This is a genomic window from Nonomuraea sp. NPDC049624 (assembly GCF_040675255.1).
GTDB lineage: Bacteria > Actinomycetota > Actinomycetes > Streptosporangiales > Streptosporangiaceae > Nonomuraea.
This window is the reverse complement of the sequence record NZ_JBFAOR010000008.1, coordinates 102,886-126,404: the sequence shown is the minus strand read 5'-3', so window position 1 is coordinate 126,404 and position 23,519 is coordinate 102,886. Positions and strand designations below refer to the sequence as shown.

The following is a 23,519-nucleotide window of genomic DNA, read 5'->3' as shown; positions in this document are numbered from 1 at the left end:
CTGAATTTCCCTTCTAAAGCGGCAGGTAATACCGGAGACTATCGAACCTTCAGTCTCTGGCTCACCCCCGGCGAAACGGTCACCCTCTGGATGAGGGCGAACACGATCTGCACGACAAGCGCGAACAGCACAATCAGTACTGAACCCCCCACAACGCTCGCATAATCCTTGGTGGCGAAACCGTCGATCACGAACCGGCCGAGCCCGCCGAGCCCCGTGTACGCCGCGACCGTCGTGGTGGAGACCACCTGGATCGCCGACAGCCTGAGCCCCAGCAGGATCAGCGGCAGCGCCACCGGGACCAGCACCCGGCCGAGCACCTGCCCGCCGCGCAGCCCCATCCCGTACGCCGCGTCGCGCAGCTCCGGATCGACGCCCTTGATGCCCTCGTAGGTGTTGACCAGGATCGGCGGCACCGACAGCAGCACCAGCGGGATGATCACCGGCCAGATCGAGGACGTGCCGAGCAGCAGCACGAACAGCACCAGCAGGCCGAGCGTCGGCAGCGCCCTGGCCAGGTTCGCCGAGATGACGACCACGACCTCGCCCCTGCCGGTGTGGCCGATGGCCAGCCCCAGCGGCACCGCGATCAGCATCGCCAGCACCAGCGCCAGGGCCGAGAACTCCAGGTGCTCCAGCAGCCGCGCCGGGATGCCGTCGGGGCCGGCCCAGTTCGCCCCGGTGCCGAAGAAGTCGGCCAGCCAGCCGAAGAACGAGCTCAACCAGCTCACGACGTCCCCTTCCGCGCGCGCACCCAGGGGGTGAGCAGGCGCTGGGCCAGGACCAGCAGGCCGTCGGCGACCAGCGCCAGCGCGACGATCAGCACGATGCCGGTGACCACCGGCGGCATGAACGGGTTCTGGTAGGCCCGGGTGAACAGCCCGCCGAGCCCGCCCTGGCCGATCAGCGCGCCCACGCTGACCAGGCTGATGCTGGAGACCGCGACCACGCGCAGCCCGGCCAGCACCACCGGCGTGGCGATGGGCAGCTCGACCTGCAGCAGGCGGCGCATGGGCGTGAAGCCCATCGCGACGGCCGACTGGCGCACATGGTCGGGCACCGAGTTCAGCCCGTCGACCACGGCCGGGATGAGCACGGCCATGCCATAGAAGGTCAGCGGGATGATCACGGTGGTCTGCGACAGCCCGGTGACCGAGATCAGCAACATGAACACCGGCAGCGACGGCAGCGCGTAGACGACGTTCATCAGGCCCGAGGTGGGCTGGTAGAGCCACCGCCAGCGCACGCAGGCCAGCCCGAGCGGCAACGCCAGCACCAGCGCGGCCAGGATCGGCACCAGGGACATGGTCAGGTGGTCGGTCAGCAGGTTCCTGATGCTGTCGGCGCGGCCGGTGTCCCAGTTGCGCGCGATCCACTCCCAGATGCTGGGCGGACCCTCACGCATCGGCGGCCTCCGCCAGCGCCTCGTCCAGGGCCTCCCTGGTCGCCACGCCGACGACCCTGCCGTCCTCGTCCACGGCGACCGAGCAGCCCGAGGGCGACAGCAGCGCGGCATCCAGGGCCGAGCGCATCGAGTCTCGGCCGAGCACGAACGTCCCGTACGGCTCCAGCTCGTCGGGCCGCGACCCGGCGAACCAGCCCAGGGGCCTGTTGTCGTCGGTCACGACCAGCAACCACGGCTCGTCGCTCGCAGCCCGTTCGCGCACGGTCAGGTCGGTACGCAGCCGCAGCCCCTTCGTGGAGATGAACTGCAGCCGCCGGATCCCCCGGTCGTGGCCCAGGAACTCGCGGACGAAGTCGTCGGCCGGCTCCGACAGCAGCGTCTTGGGGTCGGCGAGCTGGGCCAGCCGTCCGCCCACGCGCAGCACGGCCACCCGGTCGCCGAGCTTGATCGCCTCGTCGATGTCGTGGGTGACGAACACGATGGTCTTGTTCAGCTCCGCCTGCAGCCGCAGCAGCTCGTCCTGGAGGCTGGTGCGGACGATCGGGTCGACCGCGCTGAACGGCTCGTCCATGAGCAGCACGGGCGGATCGGCGGCCAGCGCCCTGGCCACGCCCACGCGCTGCTGCTGCCCGCCGGAGAGCTGGAAGGGATAGCGGCCGGCGAAGGCCGGGTCCAGGCCGACGCGTTCGAGCAGCTCCATGGCCCGCGCGCGGGCCTTCTTCCTGTCCCAGCCCAGCAGGTACGGGACCGTCGCGATGTTGTCGACGATCTTCCGATGCGGGAAGAGGCCGGCCTGCTGGATGACGTACCCGATGCCGCGGCGCAGCGTGGGCGGGTCGATGCCGCTCACGGGCACCCCGTCGAGGAGGATCTGTCCCTCGGAAGCGTCGATCATGCGATTGATCATCCGGAGGGACGTCGTCTTCCCGCAGCCCGAGGGGCCCACCAGCACGGTGATCTCGCCGGTGGGCGCCTCAAGGGAGAGGGCGTCCACGGCGGTGGTGCCGTCTGGATAGCGTTTGGTGACAGCGTCGAATGTGATCACGCGTGACCTCTCGCTCGATGGCAGGGCCGCGGCCCCCCTGCCACGACCGCCGCATGATCTCGGTGGCCCACAAGACTACGGCGACCCTCACCCCTGTGTCCCCACGGGGATCGGCTTAAACGTTTCACTGACCAGGGAGATTTACCGGAATTTCCGATCAAGTGGTGCGCCGGGCCTGGGTGAGTTGGCATGATTACCTCCACAAACTCCAGACGCGTACCCCTCACCTCAGCGTCCGCACATTTAGCAAGAGGATCGGCCCCGTGTCCCAGCCGCTCACCGGTCAGCGCCCCCGCACAGAACTGATCGCAGAGCTCTACGACCGCCATGCCGCCGGGCTGTTCGCGTACTGCGCCGACCAGCTCGGCGATCCGGGCACCGCGTCCGACGTCCTGGCGTCCGTGCTGTCCGGCGTCCCCGACGTCGCCCCGCCCCGTGCCGCCCTGTACGCCTACGCCCGCCGCCAGATCCGCCGGCGGGACGTCGTCTACGCCCCGCCCGTCGTGGACCCGCTCATCGACCCGGCCTCGGCGCTGGTCGAGCGCGTGCTGCGCGAGCTTCGCCCGCAGCAGCGCGAGGTGCTGGTGCTGTGCGCGGTGTGCGGGCTGAGCCGGGCCGAGCTGGCCTGGGTGCTCGACGTCGCCCCCGACACCGCCGACGAGCTCGCCTTCGGCGCGGGCCACCGGTTCCGCGAGGTCCTGGACATGGCCCTGACCGCGCTGGCCGGCGGGCGGGTGCCGAAGCCGGTCGCCGACGTGTACGGCGCGCTCGCGGTCGCGCCGCTGCGGGACGTCCTGGGACGTCTGCCCTGGCCGGAGCCGCCCGCGGTCCTGCGGGTGCACGTCGCGGGGTCGGTGCCGGCCGAGCCCGCGCCGCTGTTCGTCAAGCCGCTCTGGCCGGCGCCGCCGCAGTGGCCGCTGCCGCTCGCCGAGGCCGACCCGGCGACCAGCACCGGGATCTTCCCGGCGGACCTGCTCACGCCGCCGCCCGCCGGACGGCCGTCCGTGCACGAGGCGACGACCGCGCCGATGCCCAAGCTGCGCGACCCGCTCGGGGCGCTGGACTCGATGGGGCCGCTGCGGGACCCGGCCGCGCGGGCGGCGGCCGTACGACCGTTCCTGCCCAAGCCGCCGCAGCCCCCCGCGCCCCCGCAGCCCTCCGAGCCCCCGCAGCCTGAGTCCGTACGGCCGTTCAGCACGGGCGACTTCACCGCGCCGCCCGCCGCTGCGGCCGAGGGCCGGCCGGCGGGGGCCGCCGTTCCCCCGGCCGGGGAGCGGCCCTTCTTCCTGGCCGCGCCCATCCCCGCGGACGTGCTGGACGACGAGCCCATCACCCAGGAGATGCCCGCGATCAGGGACGTCCCGGCGCGTCCGGAGCCGGCCCCCGCTCCCCGGCGTCCCCTGGCGGCGGAGCAGCCGGCCAAGGAGGCGGCGCCGCTGTTCACCCCGAGGTCCCGGGCCGCCGCCGAACCGGTCTACCGCATGCCCGCCCCCGAGCCACGCCACGCCCCGGCCTCATCCGCCCCGGCCTCACCCGCCCCGGCCCTGTCGGACCCGGTCCCGCCCGCCTCGGCCCTGTCCGACCCGGCCCTGTCCGACCCGGCTCTGTCGGAGGCGCCTCTGTCGGATGCGGCTCGGTCCGATGCGGCGGCGTCCGGGCGCAGCCGTGCGGCGGACTTCGCCTTCGAGCTCGCCCGCGAGCTGGAGGCTGACCGGGCGCGCTACCCGGACCCCGCGCGCGACCTCCAGGAACCCTCCCGCCGCAAGCCCGGCGCAGAACCGGCCCGCTCGCCGGGGAGAGGCGGCGCCAAAACCGGCGGCCGCAAACAGCCGGCGGGCAAGAAGAAGGCCGCGGCCAGGAAGAAGAAGGCGCTCAAGCGGCGCAGGGAGCGGCACTACGACTGGGCCTGGGAGTTGATCGGGTTCCTGATCTGCGTGGCCATCGCGATGATCGTGTTCTTCTCCGTGCCGATGTTCATGGGCCCATGAGCGCCTACATGGTGTTGACGATCAGCCCGATGTGGGTGAAGTAGTTCAGCGCGCCGAACAGCAGGAACGCCGCCCCGGCGAGCCCCCAGCACACCCCGGTCACGGTCGTGACCGGGCCGCCCCTGGCCCGCAGCGCGAACGGGAACAGCACCGCCCCCACCCCGACCAGCACGTACAGGCCGGAGATGAAGGTGGCCTCCAGCAGCGGCTGGCCGGCGAAGGCCCCCGAGATCGGCTCCTGCGGCGGCGCGGCGAACAGCGTGTACGTCCACCCCGCCGCCGCGATGCCGAAGCAGGCCAGCCCCATGGCGAAGACGAACAGCGAGATCGGCCCGGCCGTGCGCGCCACCAGCTTGCGCCGGTCGGGCGCCACGGTGCTCAGGCCCCAGCGTTTCCACAGGTAGAGCGCGGCGGCCAGCAGCAGCACGCCGAACGCCAGCGAGGGCTCCCCGAAGATGATGTTGTCGAACGGGAAGCCCTGCCCGGCCAGCGGCCAGGTGAGCGTCATGTGCAACCCGGTGACCGCCAGGATCGTCCCGACCGCGCCGAACGCCAGCGCCCAGCCGTCCACGTGCTCCAGCGGGTCGCCCCTGAGCAGCCGGCGGCCGAAGGAGACCACGAGCAGCAACCCGACGCCGGCGGCGACCGCCATGATCGTGTTGTAGGTGGGCATCCTGGCCCAGTCGATCTTCAACTCCGGCTGTGCCAGGATCCCCCAGAATCCGCTCATGCAGTGACAATTACCCTGAGTGTCTTTTAGTTAACTAATCGTCACGACGCCGACAGGATCAGGCCGCTCGTCGGCACCCCGGTCCCCGCCGTGACCAGGACGTTCCGCACCCCGGCCACCTGGTTGGCGGCCGTCCCCCTGATCTGCCGGACGGCCTCGGCGATGCCGTTCATGCCGTGGATGTACGCCTCGCCCAGCTGGCCGCCGTGCGGGTTGACGGGCAGGCGGCCGCCCAGCTCGATGCCGCCGTCCCGCAGGTAGCCGGGGGCCTCGCCGCGTCCGCAGAAGCCCAGCTCCTCCAGCTGGGCCAGGACGAACGGGGTGAAGTGGTCGTACAGGATGGCCGTCTGGATGTCCGCCGGGGACAGCCCGGACATCTCCCACAGTTGCCGGCCGACGACGGACATCTCCGGCAGGCCGCTCATGTCGTCCCGGTAGTAGCTCGTCATCATCATCTGGCCCGCGCCCGCCCCCTGCGCCGCCGCCGTGATCACCGCGGGCGACCTGCGCAGGTCGTGCGCGCGTTCGGCGGACGTCACGACCAGGGCCACCGCGCCGTCGCTCTCCTGGCAGCAGTCGAGCAGGTGCAGCGGCTCCACGATCCACCGGGACGCCTGGTGCTCCGCCAGCGTGATCGGCCGCCCGTGGAACCAGGCGGCCGGGTTGGTGGCGGCGTGCCTGCGCATGGCCACCGCGACCCGCCCGAAGTCCTCCGACGTCGCCCCGAACTCGTGCATGTACCGCCGCGCGAACATGGCGACCCACGCGGCCGGGGTCATCAGCCCGTACGGCACGTGCCAGCTCATCTCCAGGCCCTGGGAGGTGGGCTCCCCGCTCAGCCGGGCGTTCGGCTGGCCGAAGCGGCGGCCCGAGCGCTCGTTGAAGGCGCGGTAGCAGACCACCGTCCTGGCCATGCCGGTGGCCACGGCCATCGCCGCGTGCGCGACCGTGCCGCAGGCCGCGCCGCCGCCGTACTCGACGCGGGAGAAGAAGGTGAGGTCGCCCACGCCGGTCTCCCGGGCGACGGCGATCTCCTGGTTGGAGTCCTGGGTGTAGGTGACCATGCCGTCCACGTCGGACGGCGGCACCCCGGCGTCGTCCAGGGCGGCGAGCACGGCCTCGGCGGCCAGCCGCAGCTCCGACCGGCCGGAGTCCTTGCTGAACTCGGTGGCCCCGATACCCGCGATCGCGGCCCGCCCGCCGGTCATCCCGCGCTCCCGGGCAGGACGAAGGTGACGTTGCCGGTGGCGTGGTCGCCCAGGCTCACCCTGCCGCGCACCTGCGCGGTGTACCGGTCGCCGTCGCGCTCGACGATCACGCCGCTGAACCTCAGCCGGTCCCCCGCGTACGCCGGGACGCCCAGTTTGACGTTGATGCCGGTGATGACCGCCTCCGGGCCCGTCCAGTCGGTGACATAACGTTCCACCAGGCCCATGGTGGTGAGGATGTTGAGGAAGATGTCCTTCGAGCCCTGGGCGCGGGCCTTGGCGGTGTCGTGGTGCACGGGGGTGAAGTCCCTGGTGGCCAGGGCGGTGGCGATCACCGTCGTGGGCGTCAGGTCCACCTCCAGCTCGGGCAGGGCCGTTCCGGCGGCGGGGGTCACGGCTCCTCCGGCGTCCACATCGGCAGGACGAGCTCGTCGTCCATCGACCGGTACGTCACCCGCAGGGCCATCCCGACCTCCACCTTCTCGACCGGGCAGTCCACGACGTTGCCCACGATCCGTACTCCTTCCGGCAGTTCCACCACGCCCACCACGAACGGGACCTCGCGCCCCGGCACCGGCGGATGGTGGTGGACGACGTAGCTGTAGAGGGTGCCGCGGCCGCTCACGACGACGTGCGACCGGTTCCCCGAGCGGCAGTTCGGGCACATCGGGCCGGGCGGATGGCGCAGCTCCCCGCAGTCCGCGCAGCTCTGGACGCGCAGCTCGCCGTGCCGCGCCCCCTCCCAGAAGAACGCGGTGTCCGCGTTGACCGCCGGCCGCAGCGGGTACGGCTCCCGCTCGCGCGGGGCGGGCGCCTTCGGGCGGAACTTCAGCACCCGGAAGAGCATCTCGGCGACCGGCTGATCGTCGTCGCCGTACCAGGTGACGTTCCAGGTGGCGAAGTAGCCCTCGCCCAGGGCGGTGCGCTTCGGCCCGGCCAGCGACGTGAAGCGGGTGGCGGGGGTCAGCAGCTCGCCGATCCGGGCGTACCGGTGGTAGGTCTGCTCGCAGTTGGTCGCGACGACCCCGGTGAAACCCGCGGCGTCGAGCGCGGCCAGCAGGTCGTCCACCGGCGAGCGGTCCCTGGCCTGCGAGCCCGGCCCCTGCATGGTCCACACCTGGGCCATCGCGGGCGGCGCCACGCCTTCCTCCAGGTAGCGCGGGTTGGCGTCGCCCATGGCCGCCAGCCAATGGCGGATCATGGGCGCGTTCACCGGGTCGGCGGCGGGGGCGCCGCGCAGCTCCCCCATCGCCGTCTGCTTGCCGGCCAGCTCGTGCAGCTCCGCGTCGGTCATCGCGGTGGTCGTCGTGTCAGTCGTCGCGGTGGTCGTCGTGCCGGTTGTCGCGGGGGTCGTCGCGGGGGTCGTCGCGGGGGTCGTCGTGTCGGTCATCGCGGCGGCCTCGGCAGGTTCAGGCCGAGCATCGCGATCAGCTCGCGCTGCACCTCGTTGACCCCGCCGCCGAACGTCAGCACCACCGCGCCCTTGACGCCGTGGTCCATGCGCTCGGCCAGCTCGGCCGTCTCCGGGTCGGCGGGGTCGCCGTACCGGGACACGACGTCGCAGACCAGCCGGCCGATCTCCTGCATGCGCTCGGAGCCGTAGATCTTGGTGGCCGAGGCGTCGGGCGCGCCCAGCCAGCCGAGGTCCATGTTCGCCGCCACCTGCCAGTTGAGCAGCTCGTTCGTACGGAAGGCGGCCCACACGCGGGCGAGGGCGCGGCGTACGTCCGGATGGTCGGTCAGCCCTGCGTGCCTGGCCCAGGCCAGGAAGCGGTCGTAGGTCTGGCCGAGGTTGCCGGCCGGGCCGAGGGTGACCCGTTCGTGGTTGAGCTGGTTGACGATCAGGTCCCAGCCCCGGTCCACCTCGCCCACCACCATGTCCACCGGGACGCGCACGTCGGAGTAGTAGGTGGAGTTCGTGTGGTGGCGGCCGTCCATGGTGACGATCGGCGTCCAGGAGAAGCCGGGGTCGTCGGTGGCGGCGATCATCATCGTGATGCCCTTGTGCTTCTTGGCCTCGGGGTTCGTCCGGGCGGCCAGCCAGATGTACTGGGCGTAGTGCGCGCCGCTGGTGAAGATCTTCTGGCCGTTGACGACGTAGTGGTCGCCGTCCAGAACCGCCGTGGTGCGCAGGGAGGCCAGGTCGGTGCCGGCCTCGGGCTCGCTGTAGCCGATCGCGAAGTGGCACTCGCCGGCCAGGATGCGCGGCAGGAACCGGTCCTTCTGCTCCTGGGTGCCGTACTGCATCAGGGTCGGGCCCACCGTCTGCACGGTGATGATGGGGTACGGCACGCCGGCGCGGGCGATCTCGTTGGCGAAGATCTGCTGCTCCAGGGGGCCGTACCCGCCCCCGCCGTACTCCTTGGGCCAGCCCAGCCCGAGCTTGCCGTCGCGGCCGAGCCGGCGGCAGTGCTCCATGTACGCCTCGCCGAACGGGTCGTCGGCGATCTTCGCGCGGTCCTCGGCGGTCAGACAGCCGCGGAAGTACTCGCGCAGCTCGTCGCGGAGCGCGCGCTGCTCCCGGGTCAGGTCGATCAGCATCAGACGAGGGCTCCGATCAGGTCGAGCTGGGCGTCAGCGCCGCCGAGCAGGTGGGACAGGTGCTTGGCCTGCGCGAAGTGGCGGTGCAGCGGGTAGGTGACGTCGAGCCCGAGGCCGCCGTGCAGGTGCTGGCAGGTGTAGAGCGCCTTGACGGCCTCGCAGACGTGGAACGCGGCCAGCGCCACGTCCTCGTCGGCGGGCAGGCCCTCGGCCAGCCGCCACGCCGCCGACCACATGGCCACGTCGAGGGCCCGTCCGGCGATGTAGACGTCGGCGATCTGCATGGTCACGGCCTGGAACTCGGCCAGCGCCCGGCCGAACTGCCGTCTCGTCCTGATGTAGGCGGTGGTCAGGTCGAGCGCCCCGGCCAGGACGCCGCTCGCCTGCGCGGCGACGGCCACGGTGAACAGGCGTCCGGCGTCGGCGGCCGCCTCGGGGCCGGCCACCGCCTCGGCGGGCGTGCCGTCCAGCACGACCGTGGCGGCCGGTTCGCCGGTCGAGGTGAACTCGGGGCTCGCGGGCGGCGAGGCCACCAGGAACAGCCCCTCGTCCGCGGTGACCAGGACGTCGTCCGTCGGGTAGGGCACCGCGACCTTGCGCCCGGTCAGCGACCAGCCGTCGCCCTCGCGCCGGGCGGCCGTGGCGGGCGGATCGGCCGGCGCCCGGCCGGGCTCGCGCCGGGCCAGGGTGCCGCGCGTGACCCGCCGTCGCTGGTCCGGGCTGCCGTGCCGGGCCAGGGCCAGCGTGCTCACCAGGACGGGCAACGCCGGCACGGCCGCCGCCCGCGCGCCCACCTCGCGCAGCACCACGGCCATCTCGACCGGGCCGAGCCCCGCGCCGCCCGCCTCCTCGGCCGCGCACACGCCCATGAGCCCGGCCCGCCACAGCCCGTCCTCGGCCGCCGAACCGCCCGCACCCTGCTCGGCCGCGGGGCCGCCCTCTCCTTGCTTGGCCAGGACTTCGGCGGTCAGCTTCTTCAGGTCCTGCTGGGTCTCGTCCAGATTGAAATCCATCAGCTCTCCAAGAGGTGGTGCCTGCCGTGCTCGACGAACTCGTCCTCGATCGCCTTGACGTCCACGCCGGTCAGGGGGCGCAATCCGGACGGCGAGCGCCACCAGACGGGGTCGCCGGTCCGCCACGCCTCCCTGGCCAGGATCCGCTTGATGACCTTGTGGGAGGGGGTCAGCGGAAGTTCTCGACAAATCCGGATATAGCGGGGTAAGGACTTGAGGCCCAGGTCGGTGCGCCCGGCCAGGAACGCCGCGAACGCCTCCGCGTCGAAGGGGACGTCCATGACCAGCGCCGCCATCACCTGGTCGCCGGCCGCCGCGTCCGGCACCGGGTAGACGGCCGCCTCCACCACGCCGCCGAACTCCCGCAGGGCGGCCTCCACGGGGGCGACGGCCAGGTTCTCGCCGTCCACGCGCAGGCGTTCGGTGCCGCGTCCGGCGAAGAAGACGTGGCCGGCGGGGTCGGCGTAGGCCAGGTCGCCGGACCAGAACGCGCCGTTCCTGACGCGTTCGGCGTCGGCGTCCGGGTCGTTGTAGTAGCCCTCGAACAGGCCGGGGCCGGCGGTGTTGACCAGCTCGCCGACGGCCTCGTCCGGGTTGAGCAGGCGGCCGCCCTCGATGCGGGCGGGCGGGCACGGGCGGCCGGTGGCGGGGTCGAGGATCTGCACGCCCGCGCCCAGCCTGCCCAGGCTGCCGGGCGGGGCGCCGGGGTCCGGGCTGAAGGAGATGGCCGTCTCGGTGGAGCCGAACGCGTCGATCACCCGGCAGCCGAACCGCTCGCCGAACCGCCTGGTCGCGACCGCGCTGCCCTCGTTGCCGAAGGCGATCCTGAGGGGGTTGTCGGCGTCGTCCGGGCGTTCGGGGGTGGCCAGGACGTAGGAGAGGGCCTTGCCGACGTAGTGCAGGTAGGTGCAGCCGTGCCGCCGTACGTCCGGCAGCAGGCCGGAGGCCGAGAACCGCCTGCGCACGGCCAGCGCCGCCCCCGAGGCCACGGCCGGGGCGTAGGCGGCCATCAGCGCTCCCGAGTGGAACAGCGGCATCGAGCAGTAGACGACGTCCGCGGGCGTGAGCAGCGCGGCCAGGCTCAGCCCCGGCAGCGCCAGCTTGCGCTGCGTGATCCGGACGGCCCTGGGCCGCCCCGAGGTCCCCGACGTGAAGATCAGCATCACCAGGTCGCCGGGCGCGGCCGCACCGGCCCGCCCGCCGTCCTCCCCCAGGGACGACACCAGGGACAGCGGCATGCTCTCCACGCCCAGCGCCTCGGCGACCGTCGCGGCGGTGGCGGCGAAGGGGGCGTCCCAGAGCAGGAGGTCCACGTCGGTGGCGCGGGCGTCGCGGACCAGTTCCCCGGCCGGGCGCGTCGGATTCAGCGCGACCAGCACGTGCCCGTCGAGCGCCGCCCCGCCGAGCACGAGAAGCAACTCCGGGACGTTCTCCGCCAGCACGCCCACGTGCAGCCCCGTGCCGCGCCCGCTCAGCCAGGCCCCCGCCGCCCGGCAGCGGGCGACGTGCTCGCGCCACGACCACACCGCGTCCTCGAACATCAGCCCAGGTCGGTCGTCCCGCGCCCGGTCGAGGAGCAGGGCGGCCAGCGTCTGCGCGATCATCGAGCCTCCAGCAAGCGCTAGGTAAGCCGAATGGCAAACTAGAACAGATTCTAATATCTGTCCAGTGCCGGCCTTCTTGGCAATGTTCCGACATAGCCCTGTAACGCCGTAGACATGGGCCGATACGGCCTGTTTGTGACTCGCGAGTAACAAGCCGCGTTGCCGAGAAATCAGATAACGTGTTCTTATGCGTACCTCGCCCGGGTCATTCTCCGCGCCCCCCAGCGACACCGAGGGGGCCGCCGAGGGCCGCGCCGCGGCGGGCGGTCGCAGCGTCCGCACCCGCAGCCAGCACCAACGCCGCAAGCGCATCGTCCAGGCCGCCGCCGCGCTGGCCTCGCGCGGCGGCGTCGAGGCGATGCAGATGCGCACGGTCGCCGAGCGCGCCGGCGTGGCGCTGGGCACGCTCTACCGCTACTTCCCCTCCAAGATGGACCTGGTCGTGGCGGTCGTGGGCGAGGAGATCGACCTGCTGGAGAGCAGCATCGAGCGCCGCCCGCCCGGGGCGTCCACGCCGGCCAGCCGGGCCGTCGACGTGCTCATGCGGGCCACCCGGGGGCTGATGCGCGAGCCGGAGCTGGCCGACGCGCTGATCCGGTCGTTGATCATGGCCGAGGTCCAGACACCGTTCGGCGACCGCATGACCGGGCTGCTGCTGCGGGTGTCCGCCGACGGGCTGACCGTCGACCAGGCCGGCGAGGAGCAGCTCGACCTCGCGGGCTCGCTGGCCAGCGTGTGGGTGCAGGAGCTGCTGGAGATGTTGCGCGGGCGGCGCACGTACGACCAGATCCAGCGGCGCATCGAGACCGCCGCGAATCGCCTCCTGGCCGACATTTAGCCCCTTCCGGACATCTCCGTCATGCCCTAATCGGCTTTTTGTCGGTGGCGGAAGCTATACAGGGGGCATGAGCGACAAGCCGACGAGCGAAGACTTCCTCCGGCTGGCCGATCCGATGCGGCGCGAGCTGTTCGCACACTGCTACCGCATGCTGGGTTCGGTGCACGACGCCGAGGATCTCGTACAGGAGACCTATCTGCGGGCCTGGCGGGGCTACGACGGGTTCGAGGGGCGGTCGTCGCTGCGCACGTGGCTCTACCGCATCGCCACCACCGCCTGCCTGACCGCGCTCGACAGCCGCGGCCGGCGGCCCCTGCCCACCGGTCTCGGCGCCCCGAGCACCGAGCCGGCCGAGCCGCTGGTCCAGGACGGCGAGGTGCCCTGGCTGGAGCCGGTGCCCGACACGCTGGCCGGGGTCGAGGCGGCCGGCGACCCGGCCTCGATCGTGACCTCGCGCGAGAGCATCCGGCTCGCGCTCGTCGCCGCGCTCCAGCACCTGCCGCCCCGGCAGCGCGCCGTGCTGATCCTGCGCGACGTGCTCAGGTGGCGGGCGGCCGAGGTCGCCGAGGCGGTCGGCCTGTCCACGGCGGCCGTCAACAGCATCCTGCAGCGGGCCCGCGCGCAGCTCAGCGAGGTCTCGCCGAGCCTCGACGACCAGGTCGAGCCGCTCTCCGCCGAGCAGCGACACCTGCTCGACCGCTACGTCGCCGCCTTCGAGAACTACGACGTCGACGAGCTGGTCTCGCTGTTCACCAAAGACGCGATCTGGGAGATGCCCCCCTACGTGGGCTGGTACGAAGGCCCCGACGCGATCGGCGAGCTCGTCTCCACGCAGTGCCCCGCCAGCCGGCCGCACGACCTCAGGCTGCTGCCCGTGGCCGCCAACGGCCAGCCCGCGTTCGCCGTCTACTTCCGCGAGCACGACGTCTACCGCCGCTTCGCCATCATGGTCCTGACGTTGCGCGAAGAAGGCGTCAATCACGTCGCCATGTTCTTTGACCTGCGGCTTTTCGACACTTTCGGGCTGCGTGCCGAGTTCCCGGCCGGAAGCGAGGCTTCCACCAGAAAGTAGAACGCGTTACAGTCGCGGCCAGAGCAACGTTCTGGAGGCGACTGTGGGCATACCTGTGATCGTCGAAGCCGTTCGCACGCCCATCGGCAAGCGGGCGGGCTGGTTGTCGGAGCTCAAGCCGCAGCAGGTGCTGGCCGCCGCGCTGAACGGCCTCATCCAGCGCGCCGGCATCGATCCGGCCACGATCGGCCAGACGTTCGCCGGGTGCGTCACGCAGGCCGGCGAGCAGGGCGGCCACGTCGGCCGCCACTCGTGGCTCTACGCCGGCCTCCCCTACCAGACGGGCGTCACCACGCTCGACGCCCAGTGCGGCTCCTCCCAGCAGGCCGTGCACCTGGCGGCGGCGATGATCAGGGCGGGCGTCATCGAGGCCGGCGTCGGATGCGGGGTCGAGATGATGAGCAGGGCGCCGCTCGGCAGCAACGTGCGCCCCGCGCGGCCGCGTCCCGACGACTGGAGCATCGACCTGCCCGACCAGTTCACCGCGGCCGAACGCATCGCCCAACGGCGCGGGCTGACCAGGGAGCGGCTCGACTGGTTCGGCGCGCGGTCGCAGCGCCTGGCGGCCAAGGCCTGGGCCGACGGGCGGTTCGAGCGGGAGATCGTGCCCGTCGGCTCCGTCCGCAGGGACCAGGGGTTACGCGAGACCACGGTCGAGAGCCTGGCCGCGCTCAAGCCGGTCGCCGAGGGCGCCCTGCACACCGCCGGCACGTCCTCGCAGATCTCCGACGGCGCGGCCGCCGTGCTGGTGACCAGCGAGCAGGAGGCCCGCCGGCAGGGGCTGCGGCCCAGGGCGCGCATCCTGGCGCAGGCGCTCGTCGGGGCCGAGCCCTACTATCATCTCGACGGTCCCGTGGAGGCGACCGCGAAGGTGCTGACGGCGGCCGGGATGACCATGGGCGACATCGACAGGTTCGAGGTGAACGAGGCGTTCGCGTCCGTGGTGCTCTCGTGGGCCGCGGTGCACGAGCCCGACCTCGACCGGGTCAACGTCAACGGCGGGGCCATCGCGCTCGGCCATCCCGTCGGGGCCACCGGCGCCCGGCTCATCACCACCGCCCTGCACGAGCTCGAACGCTCCGGCACCACCACCGCGCTGGTCACGATGTGCGCGGGCGGCGCCCTGGCCACGGCGACGATCCTCGAACGCCTGGCCTGATCCACCATTCACACGCACGTGCTCGATCGGGGGAACCGGTGGGGAAGACCAGGCGCAGGCCGTACGCGGAACAGCGGCCGCAGGAGCTCGGCGGCGGGGTGTGGAGCGTGCCGGTGCCCATCCCGGGCAACCCGCTGGGCTACACCCTCGTCTACGCCGTCGAGTCGCCGCGCGGGCCGGTGCTGGTGGACGCCGGATGGAACCACCCCGACGCCTGGCAGGCGCTCAGCGGCGGCCTGGCCGCGCTCGGGCTCGACGTGGGGGCCGTGAGCGGCGTGGTCGTCACCCACTTCCACCCCGACCACGCCGGGCTGGCCGGGCAGGTCAAGGAGGCGTCCGGGGCCTGGATCGCCATGCACGAGGAGGACGCGGCGCTGGTCCGGCTCATGCACCGGTTCGCCGCTGAGGAGCACGCGAGCTTCCAGTCCGACATGCTCAGGCGGGCCGGCGCCGGCCCCGGCGAGGTGCGCGAGGCGATGGGCACCCGGCCGACGCCGCCCGCGCTGCCCGACCGCGAGCTGCGCGACGGCGACCTGGTGGAGCTGCCCGGCCGCAAGCTGCGCGCCGTGCACACCCCGGGCCACACGCCGGGCCACATCTGCCTGCACCTGGAGGACGCCGACCGGCTGTTCACCGGCGACCACGTCCTTCCCGACATCACCCCGCACATCGGGATCTATCCCTACGACCGCGACGACATCGATCCGCTGGGCGACTTCCTGGACTCGCTCGACCGGGTCGGCGAGCTGGGCCCCCTGGACGCCCTGCCGGCGCACGAGTGGATATTTCCCGATGTTGCCGCGCGCGCCGCCGAGATCCGCCACCATCACGAGGAGAAGCTGATCCGGTTGCGCACCCTCATGGCCGAGCGGTCGCGACCGCTGACCATCTGGGAGGTCGCCTCGATGATGACCTGGAACCGGCCCTGGGACGACCTGGCCCCCGTGCTGCGCGGCATGGCGGCCGGCGAGGCCGCGGCCCATCTGCGCACGCTGGAGACCCGGGGCATGGTCCGCCGCGTCCCGGACGTCGATCCCGTACGCTTCCAGGCTCTAGACTCCTAGACATCCGATGTCTAGGGAGAAGAGTGTGGCGGTCACCGACGCGGCCATCGACAAGATCAAGCAGATGATCCTCTCCGGGGAGCTGACCCCGGGCGACCGCCTGCCGAAGGAGGCCGACCTCGCCGAGCGGCTCGGCCTGTCGCGCAACTCGCTGCGCGAGGCCGTGCGCGCGCTGGCCCTGATCAACGTCCTCGACGTGCGCCAGGGCGACGGCACGTACGTCACCAGCCTGGAGCCGCACCTGCTGCTCGACACCATGTCGTTCGTGCTCGACCTGCACCGCGACGACACGGTGATCCAGTTCTTCGAGGTGCGGCGCATCCTGGAGCCGGCCGCGACGGCCCTGGCCACCGAGCTGATGCGCGACGAGGACATCGAGGAACTGCGGCGCATCCTCGACTCGCTGCCCGCGCAGCCGACGGTCGAGGAACTGGTCGCCAACGACCTGGAGTTCCATCAGCGCATCGCGCGCGGGTCGGGTAACAGCGTGCTCTGCTCGTTCATCGAGAGCCTGTCAGGTCCGACCACTCGGGCCCGGGTGTGGCGCGGCCTCACCCAGGAGGGCGCGATGGAGAAGACCCGCGAGCAGCACACCGCGATCTACGAGGCCATCGCCGCCCGCCAGCCGGACGTGGCGCGGTCGTGGGCCACCGTGCATGTGGCGGGCGTGGAGGCGTGGCTGCGCAAGGCCCTCGACTGATCGGCGGCCGTTCCCCGGGTAGTAACCGTGTCGTGGCCGACAAACTGGAGCGATACCGCAGCAAACGCGACCCCAGCCGGACCCCCGAGCCCGTGCCCGCCACCCCTCCCCGAGACGGTGGCGGCGCCGCGTTCGTCATCCAGGAGCACCACGCCCGGTCCCTGCACTGGGACCTGCGGCTGGAACGCGACGGCGTGCTGGCCTCCTGGGCGGTCCCCAAGGGCCTGCCCGCCGACCCCGGCACCAACCACCTGGCCGTGCACACCGAGGACCATCCGATGGAGTACCTCACCTTCCACGGCGAGATCCCGAAGGGCGAGTACGGCGGCGGCACCATGACCGTCTGGGACACCGGCACGTACGAGACCGAGAAGTGGTCCGAGCGCGAGGTCAAGTTCGTCCTGCACGGCCGGCGGGCCTCCGGGCGGTTCGTGCTGTTCCGGACGCGGGGCAAGAACTGGATGATCCACCGCATGGACGCCCCCGTCCGCGACCCGTTCCCCGACGTGGAGCCCATGCTGCCCACCGAGCGCGCCCGGCCGCCCAGGGACGCCGCCGCCTACGCCTTCGAGTTCGCCTGGGGCGGACGCCGGCTCCTGGTCCCCGTCGACGGCGGACGCACGACGGCCGCCCGCGAGCATCCTTGGCTGCGCCCGCTGGCCGAGTCGTTCGGCAGCCGGACGGCGGTGCTGGACGGCGAGGTGGTCACGCTGGCCGGGACCGAGATCCTGGTCGTCCAGGACCTGCTGTACGACGAGGGCCGCTCCCTGGTGGACGAGCCGTTCGCCGACCGGCGGGCCGCCCTGGAGTCACTGGGGCTGGCCGGCCCCCGCTGGCAGACAGCGCCCTCGTGGCCCGGGGAGGCCGGCGCGGTCCGGCAGGCGGCGCGCGAGCAGGGCCTGCCCGGTGTGGTGGCCAAACGCCTGGACTCCCGCTACGAGTCCGGCATGTCCACGTCCTGGCTGTTCATCCCCTCCTGAGGCCGCAAGCCCGCAGAGCACAGCGCGGGGCGGTACTTGGACGCGGAAGGCGTGCCGGATCGCCTGCTGTGATGGCCCCTCATCCAGACATGGGGGGATCCATGCAGAACATCCGCTTACGCCGTACGGTGCTGATCTTGACGTGCGCCGTCGTGCCCTTCCTGGGCGCCGGAGCCGCCTCGGCGGTCACCGCCTCCGGCCCCGACCTCACCCGGCAGTCCGCCGACGCCGGAGGCAAGCCGCCGGCCAGGGACTCGACCGGCCCGCGCGGCCAGGTCCCCGGCGGCTTCGCGAGCTGGGACGCGCTCTTCGCCGAGCAGACCCGGCTGAACGCCGTCGCCGACCGCGTCACGGCCGTGGCCGAGACCTCCGACGGGTACGGCGGCGTGGTCGTCGCGCCCGAGAACCACGAGGTCCGCCTGTACTGGAAGGGCCAGGTGCCCGCGCCCGTGCGGGCCGTGGTCGACGAGGGCCGGCTGACCGCCCCGGTCTCCGTGCTCCCGTCCGCCTTCTCCTACGCCGACCTCCTCACCGAGGCCGACAAGTGGAGCGAGTCCGGGCAGGTCACGGGCGCCGCCCCGCAGGCCGACGGGAGCGGCGTGCGGCTCTCGGTCCCGGACGAGGACACCGTCCCCGACCAGCTTCAGCGGCCCGGCGGCGCGACCGCGCCGATCACGCTGGAGCGCGGCGAGCGCTTCGACCCGGCCTACAGCAGGCAGGACGACGTCCCGAGCTACTACGCGGGCGGCCGGACCTGGAACGCCAGGACCGGCTCCGGCTGCAGCTCGGGGTTCGCCGTCTACGACAAGAACGGCAATCCCGGCTTCCTGACCGCAGCCCACTGCGGCGAGTTCTGGGACTCCTTCTACGACGGCGGCGGCTCGGGCAGCCCGGCGAACCGCATGGGCGACCTGCAGTGGCGGCTGCCCAAGCGGGACGCCGCGATCGTCCTGGCCGACGCCACGGCCGACGTCTTCGACGGCGGTCCGGCGGCCTCGACCAGCAACCGGGTGGTCGCCTTGTGGAAGGCGTACGTCGGCAACTTCGTCTGCAACTCGGGGGCGTCGCTGGGCGAGTACTGCCTGATCAAGGTGACCGAGACCGGGTGGAGCGGCACGTACACGAACGGGCAGTACGTCAAGCACATGGTCAGGGCCAAGAGCGTCGTCGGCGGCTGCGCCGTGGCCCACGGCGACAGCGGCGGCCCGGTCTACTCCTACACCAACTGGTTCGACGACGTCGCGGCGCAGGGCATCACGTCGGCCATCAGCAAGCCGGTCTCCTGCGGCGGGCTGGACGGCGGCCGGGTGATCGTCTTCTCCCGGGTGTGGGACGTGGCGCTGGCCTTCGGCGCGTCCGTACAGGTGCACTGAACCAGGTGCACTGAACGAGGACGGCGGCCGGGCGGGGGCCCGGCCGCGGTCAGCCCAGCAGGCCCTCGCCGGCCAGCTCCAGCCACAGCTCCTCGGGGACCGGACGGGACCACAGCGCGGCGTTGGCCACGACCTCCTCGGGCGCGCGGGCGCCCAGCACGATCGTGGCGACCGCCGGATGGCGCAGCGGGAAGGCCATGGCCGCCTGCGGCAGGGAGACGCCGTGGCGCTCGCAGACGCCGGCGATCCGGGCGGCCCGGTCCAGCAAGTGCGCCGGCGCGGGTGCGTAGTCGAAGGTGCCGGACGGGGCCGCCGTGGCCAGGAGGCCGCTGTTGAAGACCCCGGCGGCCAGCACCCGGACGCCGCGTTCGGCGCATTCGTCCAGCAACGGCAGCCCCGACTGGTCGAGCAGCGTGTAGCGCCCGGCGAGCATGACGACGTCGATGCCGGTCTCCCGGACGAAGCGCAGCGGCGCCTGCCACTGGTTCATCCCGACGCCGATCGCCTTGACCACGCCCTGCTCCCGCAGTTCGGCCAGCGCCGGGTAGGCCTCGGCCAGCGCCTGCTCCAGGTGGTCGTCGGGGTCGTGGATGAGTGCGATGTCGATCTCCGGCAGGCCGAGCCGGGCCAGGGAGTCCTCCAGGGAGTCGCGCACGCCGTCGGCCGAGAAGTCCCATTCACGGCCCAGCCCGACCGGGACGTCGAACATCTCGTCGTCGTCGCGCACCTGCGCGGGCACCACCAGCCGGCCCACCTTCGTGGACAGGACGTAACCCGACCGCTCCGCGAGCGCGGCGCCCAGGCGGCGCTCGGACAGCCCCAGCCCGTAGTGGGGCGCGGTGTCGAACAGGCGCACGCCGCTGTCCCAGGCCGCGTCGACCGTGGCCCGCGCCTGCTCGCCGGAGACCGCCTGGTAGAGGTTGCCGAGCGGGGCGCCGCCGAGGCCGACGCGGGGCAGGTCGATCACGTCAGCTCCCAGACCTGGCGCAGGCCGCCCGCCGACTTGTCGAAGTCGCCGTCGAGCAGGCGGTTCATCTGGCGCTGCCAGGCCTGGTCGGCGGGGTCGTCCTTGAGCGCGGCCTGCAGCGCGGCGTAGTCCTCGACCTCCACGAAGTGGAACAGGTCGAGGCCGTCGCGGAAGATGCGCCACGAGATCACGCCGTGGGCGCGCATGGCGGCCTCCAGGGCGGCCGGGATCGTGGCGTGCTCCCGGTCGTAGATCTCCTCGCATCCGGGCCGCAGCCTGGTGCGCAGGGCGAGGCGTTCCATCAGTCCTGCGCCTTTCCGCCGGCGATCCTGCTGATGATCAGTGCGATGAGAATGATGCCACCGTAGATCACCGGTTGCCAGAAGCCGGAGACCCCGATGAGGGTGAGGATGTTCTGGACCAGGCCGATCACCAGCACACCGGTCAGCGCGCCGAGGACGGTGCCCTTGCCGCCGTCCATGCTGACGCCGCCGATGACGGCCGCGGCGAAGACCATGAAGATCCAGCCGTCGCCCATCTCGTTGCCGATCGCGCCGAGACGCCCGGTCTCCAGGATGCCGGCCGTGGCGGCCAGGATCCCGCCGAGCACGAACACGCCGAACAGCACGCGGTCCACCCGGATGCCGGCGGCGCGGGCGGCGTCGGCGTTGCCGCCGATGGCGTACAGGGAGCGGCCGAGCCGGAGGTAGGTCAGGCCGAAGACGCCGGCGGCGAACAGCACCGCGGCGATCCAGATGGCGGCGGGCAGGCCGAGCCAGGTGGCGCTGCCGAGGTAGAGCATCGAGTCGGGGAGCTGGAACAGCGTCTTGCCCTGGGTGAGCCCCTGCTGGAGGCCGTCCACGATGATCAGCATGGCCAGCGTGACGATGAACGCCGACAGCTGGAACCTGATGATCAGGAACCCGTTGAACGCGCCGATGGCCGCGCCCACGAGCAGGGCCAGCGGGATCACCAGCCAGCCGGGCAGCCCGAGGCCGAACCCGCCCGCCGAGGCCGGGACGGCCAGCATCACGGCGATGCCGGGCGCGGTGCCGACCGTCGACTCCAGCGACAGGTCGAACTTCCCGGCGATCAGGATCATCGCCTCGGCCAGCACGAGCAGCGAGATCGCCGCCTGCTGCTGGAGCACGTTCGTCAGGTTGCCCGCCGTCAGGAAGGTCGGGTCGAGGAACGCGCCCACGACGAGCAGGAGCAGGATCACCGGCACCAGGGTCAGGTCGCGGAACCTGGCCAGCCTCAGCCGGGGGGCCGGAGCAGTCAAAGTGGTCACTCTTGTATGCCTTCCATCACGGCCACGAGCTCGTGGTCGGTCCAGCCACGCGGCACGTCCTTGACGACCCTGCCGTGGAACATCACCAGCACCCGGTCGCAGATGCGCAGGTCGTCGAGCTCGTCGGAGACCACGACGGCCCCCGCGCCCCGGCCGACCGCGTCCTCGACCGCGCCTAGCAGGGCCTGCTTGGCCTTGACGTCGACGCCCGCGGTCGGGTTGATCACGACCAGCGCCCTCGGGTCGTCCACGAGCGCCCGCGCGAACACGACCTTCTGCGCGTTCCCGCCGGACAGGTCGCCGACGGGCTGGTCGGGCCCCTCGGTCTTGATGTCCAGGCTCTCGATCATCTGGACGGCCCTCTCCCGGCGCCGCGCGGGCGAGACGATGCCGTAGGCGCCCAGCTTGTGGGCGATCGGCAGGGTCGCGTTCTCCCCCACCGACAACATCGGCACGAAACCCTCGTGGTGCCGGTCCTCGGGCACGAACCCGAGCCCGGCGCGCATGGCGGCGGGCACGTCGCCCGGCCTGACCCGGGTGCCGTCGATCGTGACCACGCCCGTGTCCGGCTTGCGCAGCCCGACCAGGGTCTCGGCCAGGCCGACCTTGCCGCTGCTCGCCGAGCCCGCCAGGCCCACGACCTCGCCGGACCTGACCGAGATGTGCACGTCCTGGTAGCGGCCGGTCAGCGACAGGCCCGCGCCGGACAACACGACCGCCTCGCCCGGCGTGCGCTGCCGGGACTCGTAGGCGGCCGTGGCCTCGCCGGTCATCGCGTCGACCAGCTCGTCCTGGGGGAAGCCGGCGACCGGCCGGGTCACGATGTGCCGGGCGTCGCGGAAGACCGTGACGCTCTGGCAGATCTCGTACACCTCGTCCAGGTGGTGGGAGATGTACATCATCGTGACGCCCTGCTCGCGCAGCGAGCGCATACGGGTGAACAGCCGCTCGATGGCCGGGCCGTCGAGCCTGGCGGTGGGCTCGTCGAGGATGATGAACCGGGCGCCGAACGACAGCGCCCGCGCGATCTCCACGAGCTGCCGCTGCTCGACGCCCAGCTCGCCGGCCAGCGCCTGCGGGTCGACGTCCACCTCGTAGGTGTCCAGCAGCTCGCGCGCCTTGGCCCGCAGCGCCCGCCAGTTGATCATCCGGCCGCGGCCGGTCTGGCGGTTGAGGAACAGGTTCTCCGCGACCGTCAGCGCCGGGATGATCGTGGACTTCTGGTACACGCAGGCGACGCGCTGCCGCCAGGCGTCGCGGTCGGCCAGGGCGGGCGCCGTCTCGCCCGAGAACAGCACCTCGCCCTCGTCCGGCCGCTGGAGCCCGGTGAGGATCGACACGAGGGTGGACTTCCCCGCGCCGTTCCGGCCGACGAGGGCGTGGGTCTGGCCCTCGGCGATGGCGATCTCCGCGCCGTTCAGCGCGGTGGTCGGGCCGAAACGCTTGACGACATTTCGGGCTTCAACGTGATATTTCATCACTTGACCTGGTTACCCCAGAGGTTCTGGTCGTCCACGTTGTCCTTCGTCACCAGCGGCGCCGGGAGCTGGTCCTCGAGGCCGTTGGGCAGTTGGATGATGTTGCTGCCGTGGTCGGTCGGGCCCGGCTGGAACGTCTTGCCGTCGACCGCCGCCTTGGCGTAGAAGATCGCGTACCGGGCGTAGAGGTCGGCCGGCTGCGACACCGTGGCGTCGATGTTGCCCTTGCGGATCTCCTCGAACTCCTGCGGGATGCCGTCGTTGGAGACCACGAAGACGTGCTTGGGGTCGGTCGGCGGGACCAGCAGGTTCTTCTGCTTGAGCACCTGCAGCGTCGGGGCCAGGTGCACGCCGCCGGCATGCATATAGATGCCCTTGATGTCCGGGTTCTGCTCCAGGCGGGTCTGGAGCATGGACGCCGCCTTGCTGCCCTCCCACTCGGTCGGCTCGCTGAACACCGTGATGCCGGGGAACTTGCTCTTCATGCACTCGTTGAACGCCTCGGACCGGTCGCGGCCGTTGATCGAGCTGAGCGCGCCCTCAAGCTGCACGACCTTGCCCTTGCCGCCGAGCTTCTCGCCGAGGAACTCGCACGCCTTGGTGCCGTACGCGCGGTTGTCGGCGCGGACGACCATGTAGACCTTGCCCTTGTCGGGCCGGGTGTCCACGGTGACCACGGGGATCTTCTTGTTCTCCAGCTGCTGGAGCGTGTTGGCGATGGCGCCGGTGTCCTGGGGGGCCATGACGATCGCCTTGGCGCCCTGGCCGACCAGCGCCTGCACGTTGTTGACCAGCTTGGAGACGTCGTTCTGGGAGTTGGTGGCGGGCATCAGGTCGGCCTTGAGCTCGGTCGCCATCTGCGGGACGTACTTCATGTAGGAGTTCCAGAAGTCGGAGTCGGCGCGCGGGTGGTCGATGCCCACCTTGCCGCCGCCTCCCCCTTCCGCCGTGGAGCCGCTCGTGCCGCTCGTGCCGCTCGTGCCGCTCGTGCCGCTGGAACCGCAGGCGGCGACGACCGCCAGCAGGGCCGCGCTCGCGACCACCGGACCGATCTTCATGGGGG

At 72.1% G+C, this 23,519-nt stretch carries 23 protein-coding genes; 8 read left to right on the top strand and 15 right to left on the bottom strand.

The genetic code is table 11. The features are described 5' to 3' along the window. Window positions 1-38: 38 nt before the first annotated feature. The 3 genes from AB0J76_RS31645 to AB0J76_RS31635 are packed head-to-tail and all read right to left on the bottom strand — an operon-like array spanning window position 39 to window position 2,450. Window positions 39-731 (bottom strand): ABC transporter permease subunit, encoded by a 693-nt coding sequence (locus AB0J76_RS31645; protein WP_352322040.1) that lies wholly within the window; start codon window positions 729-731, stop codon window positions 39-41. Further along, a complete protein-coding gene (locus AB0J76_RS31640; RefSeq protein WP_352322038.1) occupies window positions 728-1,405 on the bottom strand; it encodes an ABC transporter permease subunit in 678 nt (225 codons plus the stop codon). The genes AB0J76_RS31645 and AB0J76_RS31640 overlap by 4 nt, the downstream gene beginning before the upstream one ends. After that, window positions 1,398-2,450: an ABC transporter ATP-binding protein gene (locus AB0J76_RS31635; protein WP_352322036.1), complete on the bottom strand. Its 1,053-nt coding sequence runs from the start codon at window positions 2,448-2,450 to the stop codon at window positions 1,398-1,400. Before AB0J76_RS31635 ends, AB0J76_RS31640 begins: the two co-directional genes overlap by 8 nt. Window positions 2,451-2,713: 263 nt before the next feature. On the opposite strand from AB0J76_RS31635, the gene AB0J76_RS31630 reads away from it, so the two are divergent. After that, the gene (locus AB0J76_RS31630) at window positions 2,714-4,438 is read left to right on the top strand and encodes a sigma factor-like helix-turn-helix DNA-binding protein (RefSeq protein ID WP_352322034.1); all 1,725 of its coding nucleotides are present in this window, start codon (window positions 2,714-2,716) and stop codon (window positions 4,436-4,438) included. A gap of 4 nt (window positions 4,439-4,442) precedes the next feature. Here AB0J76_RS31630 and AB0J76_RS31625 read toward each other — a convergent pair whose 3' ends face one another. From AB0J76_RS31625 to AB0J76_RS31595, 7 genes are read right to left on the bottom strand one after another with little or no spacing between them, the layout of a single operon-like run. After that, a complete protein-coding gene (locus AB0J76_RS31625; protein WP_352322032.1) occupies window positions 4,443-5,168 on the bottom strand; it encodes a DUF981 family protein in 726 nt (241 codons plus the stop codon). Between the two features lie 41 nt (window positions 5,169-5,209). Further along, window positions 5,210-6,376 (bottom strand): lipid-transfer protein, encoded by a 1,167-nt coding sequence (locus AB0J76_RS31620; protein WP_352322030.1) that lies wholly within the window; start codon window positions 6,374-6,376, stop codon window positions 5,210-5,212. Continuing rightward, the gene (locus AB0J76_RS31615) at window positions 6,373-6,771 is read right to left on the bottom strand and encodes a MaoC/PaaZ C-terminal domain-containing protein (protein WP_352322028.1); all 399 of its coding nucleotides are present in this window, start codon (window positions 6,769-6,771) and stop codon (window positions 6,373-6,375) included. Before AB0J76_RS31615 ends, AB0J76_RS31620 begins: the two co-directional genes overlap by 4 nt. Continuing rightward, window positions 6,768-7,766: a bifunctional MaoC family dehydratase N-terminal/OB-fold nucleic acid binding domain-containing protein gene (locus AB0J76_RS31610; RefSeq protein WP_352322027.1), complete on the bottom strand. Its 999-nt coding sequence runs from the start codon at window positions 7,764-7,766 to the stop codon at window positions 6,768-6,770. Before AB0J76_RS31610 ends, AB0J76_RS31615 begins: the two co-directional genes overlap by 4 nt. Further along, window positions 7,763-8,917, bottom strand: coding sequence for an acyl-CoA dehydrogenase family protein (locus AB0J76_RS31605; RefSeq protein WP_352322025.1), 1,155 nt, complete (start codon window positions 8,915-8,917; stop codon window positions 7,763-7,765). Before AB0J76_RS31605 ends, AB0J76_RS31610 begins: the two co-directional genes overlap by 4 nt. Then, window positions 8,917-9,930 carry an acyl-CoA dehydrogenase family protein gene (locus tag AB0J76_RS31600; RefSeq protein WP_352322023.1) on the bottom strand — a complete coding sequence of 338 codons (1,014 nt, stop codon included), beginning with the start codon at window positions 9,928-9,930 and terminating at the stop codon, window positions 8,917-8,919. Before AB0J76_RS31600 ends, AB0J76_RS31605 begins: the two co-directional genes overlap by 1 nt. Further along, the gene (locus tag AB0J76_RS31595; protein WP_352322021.1) at window positions 9,930-11,534 is read right to left on the bottom strand and encodes an AMP-binding protein; all 1,605 of its coding nucleotides are present in this window, start codon (window positions 11,532-11,534) and stop codon (window positions 9,930-9,932) included. Before AB0J76_RS31595 ends, AB0J76_RS31600 begins: the two co-directional genes overlap by 1 nt. Before the next feature lie 187 nt (window positions 11,535-11,721). Here AB0J76_RS31595 and AB0J76_RS31590 point away from each other — a divergent pair, with 187 nt between their 5' ends. From AB0J76_RS31590 to AB0J76_RS31560, 7 genes are all read left to right on the top strand, one after another. Then, window positions 11,722-12,372: a TetR family transcriptional regulator gene (locus tag AB0J76_RS31590; protein ID WP_352322019.1), complete on the top strand. Its 651-nt coding sequence runs from the start codon at window positions 11,722-11,724 to the stop codon at window positions 12,370-12,372. 67 nt (window positions 12,373-12,439) lie between these two features. After that, window positions 12,440-13,444: a sigma-70 family RNA polymerase sigma factor gene (locus tag AB0J76_RS31585; protein WP_352322017.1), complete on the top strand. Its 1,005-nt coding sequence runs from the start codon at window positions 12,440-12,442 to the stop codon at window positions 13,442-13,444. 43 nt (window positions 13,445-13,487) lie between these two features. Then, entirely contained in the window at window positions 13,488-14,603 is a 1,116-nt protein-coding gene (locus tag AB0J76_RS31580) for a steroid 3-ketoacyl-CoA thiolase (RefSeq protein WP_352322016.1), read from the top strand. A 38-nt stretch (window positions 14,604-14,641) separates the two neighbouring features. Then, entirely contained in the window at window positions 14,642-15,667 is a 1,026-nt protein-coding gene (locus AB0J76_RS31575; RefSeq protein WP_352322014.1) for an MBL fold metallo-hydrolase, read from the top strand. Between the two features lie 25 nt (window positions 15,668-15,692). After that, the gene (locus tag AB0J76_RS31570; protein ID WP_352322012.1) at window positions 15,693-16,367 is read left to right on the top strand and encodes a FadR/GntR family transcriptional regulator; all 675 of its coding nucleotides are present in this window, start codon (window positions 15,693-15,695) and stop codon (window positions 16,365-16,367) included. Window positions 16,368-16,399: 32 nt separating this feature from the next. Then, window positions 16,400-17,347 carry a DNA polymerase ligase N-terminal domain-containing protein gene (locus tag AB0J76_RS31565; RefSeq protein ID WP_352322010.1) on the top strand — a complete coding sequence of 316 codons (948 nt, stop codon included), beginning with the start codon at window positions 16,400-16,402 and terminating at the stop codon, window positions 17,345-17,347. Between the two features lie 101 nt (window positions 17,348-17,448). Continuing rightward, window positions 17,449-18,720, top strand: coding sequence for a S1 family peptidase (locus AB0J76_RS31560; protein WP_352322008.1), 1,272 nt, complete (start codon window positions 17,449-17,451; stop codon window positions 18,718-18,720). Window positions 18,721-18,769: 49 nt separating this feature from the next. Here the strand turns inward: AB0J76_RS31560 and AB0J76_RS31555 are convergent, their stop codons facing one another. The 5 genes from AB0J76_RS31555 to AB0J76_RS31535 are packed head-to-tail and all read right to left on the bottom strand — an operon-like array spanning window position 18,770 to window position 23,514. Beyond that, entirely contained in the window at window positions 18,770-19,687 is a 918-nt protein-coding gene (locus AB0J76_RS31555) for an aldo/keto reductase (protein WP_352324032.1), read from the bottom strand. Next, window positions 19,684-19,989 (bottom strand): L-rhamnose mutarotase, encoded by a 306-nt coding sequence (locus AB0J76_RS31550; RefSeq protein WP_352324031.1) that lies wholly within the window; start codon window positions 19,987-19,989, stop codon window positions 19,684-19,686. Before AB0J76_RS31550 ends, AB0J76_RS31555 begins: the two co-directional genes overlap by 4 nt. Further along, complete coding sequence (locus tag AB0J76_RS31545; RefSeq protein ID WP_352324030.1) at window positions 19,989-20,978, bottom strand: ABC transporter permease; 990 nt, start codon at window positions 20,976-20,978, stop codon at window positions 19,989-19,991. The genes AB0J76_RS31550 and AB0J76_RS31545 overlap by 1 nt, the downstream gene beginning before the upstream one ends. Next, window positions 20,975-22,456, bottom strand: a complete 1,482-nt coding sequence (locus AB0J76_RS31540) for a sugar ABC transporter ATP-binding protein (RefSeq protein ID WP_352324029.1) — start codon at window positions 22,454-22,456, stop codon at window positions 20,975-20,977. Before AB0J76_RS31540 ends, AB0J76_RS31545 begins: the two co-directional genes overlap by 4 nt. Then, complete coding sequence (locus AB0J76_RS31535) at window positions 22,456-23,514, bottom strand: sugar ABC transporter substrate-binding protein (protein WP_352324028.1); 1,059 nt, start codon at window positions 23,512-23,514, stop codon at window positions 22,456-22,458. The genes AB0J76_RS31540 and AB0J76_RS31535 overlap by 1 nt, the downstream gene beginning before the upstream one ends. Between the last annotated feature and the right edge of the window lie 5 nt (window positions 23,515-23,519).

Excerpts from the sequence above, each read along its gene's own strand:
- AB0J76_RS31540 (WP_352324029.1), bottom strand. The coding sequence starts at position 22,456 with ATGAAATATCACGTTGAAGCCCGAAATGTCGTCAAGCGTTTCGGCCCG.
- AB0J76_RS31640 (WP_352322038.1), bottom strand. The coding sequence starts at position 1,405 with ATGCGTGAGGGTCCGCCCAGCATCTGGGAGTGGATCGCGCGCAACTGG.
- AB0J76_RS31590 (WP_352322019.1), top strand. The coding sequence starts at position 11,722 with ATGCGTACCTCGCCCGGGTCATTCTCCGCGCCCCCCAGCGACACCGAG.
- AB0J76_RS31600 (WP_352322023.1), bottom strand. The coding sequence starts at position 9,930 with ATGGATTTCAATCTGGACGAGACCCAGCAGGACCTGAAGAAGCTGACC.
- AB0J76_RS31560 (WP_352322008.1), top strand. The coding sequence starts at position 17,449 with ATGCAGAACATCCGCTTACGCCGTACGGTGCTGATCTTGACGTGCGCC.
- AB0J76_RS31625 (WP_352322032.1), bottom strand. The coding sequence starts at position 5,168 with ATGAGCGGATTCTGGGGGATCCTGGCACAGCCGGAGTTGAAGATCGAC.
- AB0J76_RS31595 (WP_352322021.1), bottom strand. The coding sequence starts at position 11,534 with ATGATCGCGCAGACGCTGGCCGCCCTGCTCCTCGACCGGGCGCGGGAC.
- AB0J76_RS31550 (WP_352324031.1), bottom strand. The coding sequence starts at position 19,989 with ATGGAACGCCTCGCCCTGCGCACCAGGCTGCGGCCCGGATGCGAGGAG.
- AB0J76_RS31535 (WP_352324028.1), bottom strand. The coding sequence starts at position 23,514 with ATGAAGATCGGTCCGGTGGTCGCGAGCGCGGCCCTGCTGGCGGTCGTC.
- AB0J76_RS31605 (WP_352322025.1), bottom strand. The coding sequence starts at position 8,917 with ATGCTGATCGACCTGACCCGGGAGCAGCGCGCGCTCCGCGACGAGCTG.
- AB0J76_RS31620 (WP_352322030.1), bottom strand. The coding sequence starts at position 6,376 with ATGACCGGCGGGCGGGCCGCGATCGCGGGTATCGGGGCCACCGAGTTC.
- AB0J76_RS31610 (WP_352322027.1), bottom strand. The coding sequence starts at position 7,766 with ATGACCGACACGACGACCCCCGCGACGACCCCCGCGACGACCCCCGCG.
- AB0J76_RS31585 (WP_352322017.1), top strand. The coding sequence starts at position 12,440 with ATGAGCGACAAGCCGACGAGCGAAGACTTCCTCCGGCTGGCCGATCCG.